At 41.9% G+C, this 6,461-nt stretch carries 6 protein-coding genes and 1 pseudogene; all 7 read right to left on the bottom strand.

Translation table 11 applies throughout. The features are described 5' to 3' along the window. Positions 1 to 505 precede the first annotated feature (505 nt). Complete coding sequence (locus tag R1Y93_RS09855; RefSeq protein WP_500822667.1) at positions 506 to 1,492, bottom strand: diaminopimelate dehydrogenase; 987 nt, start codon at positions 1,490 to 1,492, stop codon at positions 506 to 508. Between the two features lie 54 nt (positions 1,493 to 1,546). Further along, positions 1,547 to 2,179, bottom strand: coding sequence for a J domain-containing protein (locus R1Y93_RS09860; RefSeq protein WP_500822668.1), 633 nt, complete (start codon positions 2,177 to 2,179; stop codon positions 1,547 to 1,549). Beyond that, positions 2,172 to 3,017, bottom strand: a complete 846-nt coding sequence (locus R1Y93_RS09865; protein WP_500822669.1) for a DUF5685 family protein — start codon at positions 3,015 to 3,017, stop codon at positions 2,172 to 2,174. Before R1Y93_RS09865 ends, R1Y93_RS09860 begins: the two co-directional genes overlap by 8 nt. Position 3,018: 1 nt before the next feature. Then, the gene (locus tag R1Y93_RS09870; protein WP_500822670.1) at positions 3,019 to 3,429 is read right to left on the bottom strand and encodes a hypothetical protein; all 411 of its coding nucleotides are present in this window, start codon (positions 3,427 to 3,429) and stop codon (positions 3,019 to 3,021) included. Positions 3,430 to 3,486: 57 nt separating this feature from the next. Beyond that, positions 3,487 to 4,688: pseudogene (locus tag R1Y93_RS09875) on the bottom strand (class I SAM-dependent rRNA methyltransferase). A 260-nt stretch (positions 4,689 to 4,948) separates the two neighbouring features. Beyond that, the gene (locus R1Y93_RS09880) at positions 4,949 to 5,575 is read right to left on the bottom strand and encodes an ECF transporter S component (RefSeq protein ID WP_500822672.1); all 627 of its coding nucleotides are present in this window, start codon (positions 5,573 to 5,575) and stop codon (positions 4,949 to 4,951) included. 149 nt (positions 5,576 to 5,724) lie between these two features. Beyond that, positions 5,725 to 6,461: replication initiation protein (locus R1Y93_RS09885; protein ID WP_500822671.1), on the bottom strand; the 737-nt coding region annotated here is incomplete at its 5' end.

The raw sequence follows: 6,461 nt of genomic DNA on the forward strand, positions 1-6,461 counted from the left end.
CCATTCCATTCCATTCCATTCCATTCCATTCCATTCATTTTATTCTTTTTTTTTTTTTTTTTTTTTTTTTTTTTTTTTTTTCTTTCTTTCTTTCTTTCTTTCTTTCTTTCTTTTCTTTTTCTTTCCCTCCCTCCCTCCCTAAAGTTTTGGAAGTCTTGGCTCAGAGCTTAGTTTCTGTCTGTATGAATGGTAAGCTGTGAGTGAAAATGTGTACACTTACCAGTCTCTACATGTTTTTGAAATCTACTTTTCTTATCTAAACATGATATCGCCTTTAATCTTTTACAAAAATGTTACAGCTTTATGTAATAGATTATACAACGGTATTTTTTAATCGTCAATACAAAAGTATAAGTATGTAAACTTTTCACAATATTTATTTTCCTTTTCTTAGCAAAAAAAGAGCAAGATTGATAATAATCTTTGCTCTTTTTTAACATTTGTAACAATTTCATATTATATTTTTTGTAACATTTTCCAAAGCGATGGATATCACAAAAAAGCTTTACAGAAGATGCTTCCTCAGTTCTTCTCCGCTCATAGCAGAAAGATAGGCTGGCGCCACATCAAAAACTGTTTTACATCCTTTCTGGCCTTCCTGATTCATCCGATACGCAGCCCGTGCATAAGCAACCAGTACGGAAGAAGTAAATTCCGGATTTGAATCCAGCTTCAGGCTGTATTCGATCACATGGCTATTTTCATCATTCCATCCGGTCTTTCCGGTACGGATCACAAAACCGCCGTGAGGAATACCACTGTGGTTCTTCTTTAACTCTTCTTCGGAAATAAAATGAACGGTGGTATCATATTCATCAAAATAATTAGGCATGGTCTTGATCTCACGTTCAATGCGTGCAAGATCTGCGCCTTCCTTGGCAACTACAAAACACTCTCTGGTATGTTTTTCCCTTGTGGAAAGCTGTGGGTTCTCTCCCTTTCGTACTGATTCAAGTGCAGCTTCTACAGGAATGGTATACTGTCTGGCATCCTTCACGCCTTCGATCCTGCGGATAGCATCAGAGTGTCCCTGACTTACTCCTTTACCCCAGAATGTATAATCACAGCCTCCAGGAAGGATTGCATTAGCATACATACGGTTCAGTGAAAACATACCCGGATCCCAGCCAACAGAAATGATCCCAATATGTTCATTTTCTGATGCAGCTTTATCTACAGCTGCAAAATGCTCCGGGATCCTCTTATGTGTATCAAAGCTGTCGATCACGTTAAACCACTGTGCATATTTGGGCGTCTGTGTAGGAAGATCTGTAGCACTTCCTCCACAGATGATCAGTACATCGATCTGATCTTTCATTTTTTCTGCATCATTTACAGAATAGACTTTGGCTGTTTCTGTGAGAATAGTCACATTCTCCGGATCACGGCGTGTGAATACTGCCACAAGCTCCATATCCGGATTATGTTTGATGGCACATTCTACTCCCCTGCCAAGATTTCCATAACCTAAAATACCAATTCTAACACTCATTACTTTTTCTCCTCTTTGTCTCTATTATAACCGTCTGTTCCGAAAAGCCTGCCTTTAACAGCAGATCACACCGCTTCCCGGACAGCACAGATTACAAGCTGTACTGGCTAAGCACATCTTCATGCACATATCGCCATTCTCCATAGGCATGCCTCCAAAGGGATCCTGTTGCTGCCGGTACCAGGTACCGCCTCCGTCCATCCGGTTCTTCAGCATCTGATACTGGGCATTGCCAGGATCCAGACGAATCGCCTGTTCTATATCATTTCTGGCATTTACATTATTACCAAGCCCCATATTGGCCATAGATGAAAGATAATACCATTCTCCGTTTCTCTGGGAAAGAGACCGCAGTACATTCATAGCTTCCTGATAATGTCCGCTCTGGATAAAATTAGCCGCTGCACGTCTGCGGATGCTCTCCTCATCTTCGTATCCGCCGGATTGCTGACTGAAGCCTCCAAAGCCTCCATAGCTGCCAGCTCCTCTGCTTCCATATTCCCGTTCTTTCATGATCTGGTCATAGGCCTGCTGAACTTCCTTAAATTTCTCTTCAGCCTTGTCTTTGTCAGGGTTATTAATATTCGCATCCGGATGGTATTTCCGGCTTAAACGTCTGTATGCCTTTTTGATTTCCTCGTCTGAGGCATCCTGTGATACTCCCAGAACACTATATGGATCAAACATGTTCTTTCTCCTGTTCTTCTCTCCTTTTTCTGGTAATCGCCTCAAACCTTACCCATACACCGGAATACAGGATATTCCTCAGAATATCTCCATACATTAGAATAGGCAGTTTTTCAAATTCACGACAGGCTTCTGCAAGCATCATGATCAGAAGCTGTTGTACCTCATCTTCAAACCCTTTTATTTTAAAGCGTTTTGAAAAAGGATTATAATTTCCATTTTTCAGATCTGCTTCCACATCATCATACGCATCCAGAATATAAATAAACTTTCCAAAATAGAACCCCATTTTCCGAAGAGTATCTGCCCACACATCTTCCTGATACACAAAGATCTCAGCCATGATCTTTCCAAAAATGCCGGATACCTGATCAATATCCTTCTCATCTTTCTTTTCAAGATCCGAAAGCTGTTCCAGCAGCCGGACGATCCTGTGCACCTTTTTATCGTATTCGACAGAAAGCCTGCGGTTCTTACCCTGTAGGGCCTTTGCATATGCAAGCTTCAAAAGATCCTTGTCGTCTTTCCAGTCATCCACACATTTATAATAGGTAAGGATAATGTTCATATCTGCCGCATATTCTGTGAAACGGTTTTTCCGTACTGTCTCTTTGTGAACAGGATGCAGGATACAATGGGTAGTTCCTTTCTTTGTCCCAGGCTCATATAATCCGCTAAGCAAAAGCGCCACAAAGGTCATATCATAAGTAAGGGACAGTTGTCCGAAAAATCCATATTTTCTTTTCAGTTCCCTACAAAGCCCACAATAAAAGGATTTGTATAAATCGAAATCTTTAATTTTTAATTCCGGCTTATTTACCACAATATATCCGAACATATCAGCTCCTCTTTACAAATTTGCTGTGACACTTTGGACAGCTGATCTCAATCTTTCCTTTTCCTCTTGGAATCCTGACTTTCTGTCCGCAGGAAGGACAAGTATAAATATGATAGTCCTTTCTCTGCTTCATAAGATTTTTTTCTTTGTTCAGTCTTTGACGTATGGTAGCTGTAGCTGACAAGTACTTCTGATTCTCCTGTGCTCTCTTGGAAATATTTCTGGAAAAAATCCTGAAATATGTATACACAATGACTACAAGGCCTAACATATCCAGAAGAGAACCTGCGCTGCTTCCTGTGTTGACAAAAATCGCCAACACAATAGAAACCAGTGCCACACCCATGGTAAACTTTGCAAACTGGTCAACTCCGTAACGTCCCTGCATAAATCTGTAAAATTTGTCTTTCATGAAATCCTTCTTTCCTTATTCAGTCTGTCTCTTTCCCTGATCCCAGCCTGTGAAGGTCTATCTGTCACTGCATACCTGAAAAATGTAAAACTTAAGATAATAGGACTCATCTGCTGCCCACAGGATCGGATGATCCGGAGCCTGTGTCCTGTATTCTACCTGACGCAGCCGTTTATGAGCGCTTCGTGCTGCCTGCCCGATCGTCTGTGTAAAAAGCTCATAATCCATAAAATGAGAACAGGAACAGGTGGCCAGAAAGCCGCCTTCACTCACCAGCTTCAAAGCACGCAGATTAATCTCTCTGTAGCCCTTCACTGCATTCTTTATGGAACTTCTGGACTTTGTAAACGCAGGTGGATCCAGGATCACCACATCAAACTTTTCTTCCTTTTCCTCCAATTCAGGCAGTAGCTCAAATACATCCCTGCATATAAACTGTACCCGATCCTCCAGACCGTTCAACCTGGCATTTGCAGCTGCCTGATCCACGGCAAGAGCTGATGCATCCACTCCTAATACACTGGAAGCACCTGCGATCCCTGCATTTAATGCAAAAGAACCTGTATGAGTAAAGCAATCCAGCACTCTGGCATTCTTGCAAAGTTTCTGGATCGCAAGCCTGTTAGATCTCTGGTCAAGGAAAAATCCTGTTTTCTGACCATCCTTTACATCAACCTGATATTTTACCTGATTTTCTTCAATTTCCACAAGAGTTGGGAATTCCGGTCCGATAAAGCCCTTTACAAGCTCCATCCCCTCCTGGCGGCGAACCTTGGCATCACTTCTCTCGTATACGCCACGGATCTGGATACCATCTTCTTTCAGAACCTTTTTCAGAAGTTCTATGATCATTTCTTTATATCTGTCAATTCCCAGTGCCAGAGACTGAACCACCAACACGTCAGAAAACTTATCAATCACAAGTCCCGGAAAAAAATCTGCCTCGCCAAAGATCACTCTGCAGCTGCGGGTATCTACCACCTTCTTACGGTATTCCCAGGCATCCCGTACTCTTTTTCAAAAAACACTTCATCGATCACGGTTTGCTCATCCCTTGACAGCAGCCGGACTGTGATCCTGGAATTGGTATTGATAAATCCTTTCCCTAAAGGATATCCGTCAAAATCATGAATCAGTACAATATCGCCATTCACAAAGCTTCCCATGATCGTGGCAATTTCATTGTCAAAAATCCACATACCGCCGGATTTTAACAGCCTGCCTTCTCCTTTTTTCAAACTGACAACTGCAAGACCCATTTATATTCTCCTTTGTGTAATTCGTAACTGTTCAGTACCCTCGCAAAATCCTTCCTGCCGAATAGCTACTTTGATCATGCTTTTGGTGCTTTGACAGCAAAAGCATATTTATTGGAACATTCTATCACACTCTTTTTCTTTTTTCCAGTATTTCGCATAAATAAGAAAAAACTGCCACACCTGTAAGATGTGGCAGCAAATAAAACATAACTTTTCAATACCCTCACAATATACTTTCTGCTGAATAGTTACTAAAAAATTTAATTTGCAGAAACGGTCTTATCCTTCTGTACTGGGTGGATCTGGATCAGGTTCATCCTGATCAGTGCTGGACGAAGTGCATTGTATATGAACACAACCAGGATCACAGAAACAACTGCATTCACAAAGGTGGTCACTGCACTAAGCTTGGCAAGAACAGCAGCCATCTCCTGTGGCTGTCCCAGTATATACTGTTTGTAGAAAAATCCTACAACCGGATCTGCCACAACATTAAATGCCAGACCAGCAACAGAAGCAATCAGACTCCATTTAAATACGTATGACTTATCTGTACTCTCATTGATCTTTGCAACCTTATGTGCCACAAGGCCGGTGATCAAGCCAATACACAGCTTCAGAACAAATGTCTTCGGAGCTCCTGTAATATAAACCGGATCCATCAGATCTGCGATAGTCATGCCCACAGCACCGGCAAGACCGCCGTAAACACCTCCAAGAAGCAATGCGGCAAGTACACAGAATGCATTTCCAATGTGAAGAGATGTAGCATCTCCACCCGGAACCGGAATCTTGATCTGTAAAAATGTGAAGGATACATAGCAAAGTGCTGCAAGAATCGCAGTCTCTGCAAGTTTCATGATTGTTGATGTCTCTTTGTTATTCATGTTAGTCACTGCCTTTCCTTTTCCTTTATATGCCTCCCTTACAGGGACTGACTGGATCAACCTGAATCAGTTCCTTCCGGTCTGGCAACATATTACCTGGAAACTGTGGATTTGGCAATGGTCAATTTTAACTATTTTTAAGGGGACAGTTATTCATTGATGGTTTCATCGTAAACCATATCGTCTCCTTCAGCAGGAGTCATATCGGATTCATCCATAGTGGTATCGTCTGTATTATCCATGGATGTGTCTGTCCCTTCTGTATCGTAAGATGCATCTGTATTATCCGGTACTGCTGCATCTGTATTCTCAGTTGTCTCATCCATGCTGGTCTCACCATACAGCTGCTCGAAGAACTTCATGGTGTCTTTGTACAGGGTGTTCTTATCGTCAGAAGAAACATTATCACCAAGGATATCTGCCTTATCACCAGCTTCTGCCTTCTGATCATCTGTCAGATCAATACCGAAGATCACCTTCAGGTCTTCCTGAAGCATATTAAGCTCAGTAGTCAGATAATCTTCATTACCGGTAGGAACATAAGATCCTGTACCATTGCCAAGGATCTCCAGATATTTGGTAAGAACTGCGTTGTACAGCTTCTCACCCTGATCGCTGTCAAGAGTCACTGTGCATACAGCTTCTGATCCCATAGCCTCCTGAAGTGCCTCTGCATCACCTTCATACTCTCCCTTGCCGAAAGTCTTGGCTTTCTCAAAGAGTGCTTTGGCATCATCTGTCAGGAAATCTGTATTCACTTCAGAAATATTCAGGATCTCATCCCCGTCAGGAATATCTGAAGAATTTACAGAGTCGCCATTTACATCGGTGCTGTTATCTGTGCTGCTATCTGTAGTATTATCTGTACTGGTGTCAGCACTATTAC

It is taken from the genome of Blautia sp. HA3515, from assembly GCF_059933065.1.

Excerpts from the sequence above, each read along its gene's own strand:
- R1Y93_RS09855 (WP_500822667.1), bottom strand. The coding sequence starts at position 1,492 with ATGAGTGTTAGAATTGGTATTTTAGGTTATGGAAATCTTGGCAGGGGA.
- R1Y93_RS09860 (WP_500822668.1), bottom strand. The coding sequence starts at position 2,179 with ATGTTTGATCCATATAGTGTTCTGGGAGTATCACAGGATGCCTCAGAC.
- R1Y93_RS09865 (WP_500822669.1), bottom strand. The coding sequence starts at position 3,017 with ATGTTCGGATATATTGTGGTAAATAAGCCGGAATTAAAAATTAAAGAT.
- R1Y93_RS09870 (WP_500822670.1), bottom strand. The coding sequence starts at position 3,429 with ATGAAAGACAAATTTTACAGATTTATGCAGGGACGTTACGGAGTTGAC.
- R1Y93_RS09880 (WP_500822672.1), bottom strand. The coding sequence starts at position 5,575 with ATGAATAACAAAGAGACATCAACAATCATGAAACTTGCAGAGACTGCG.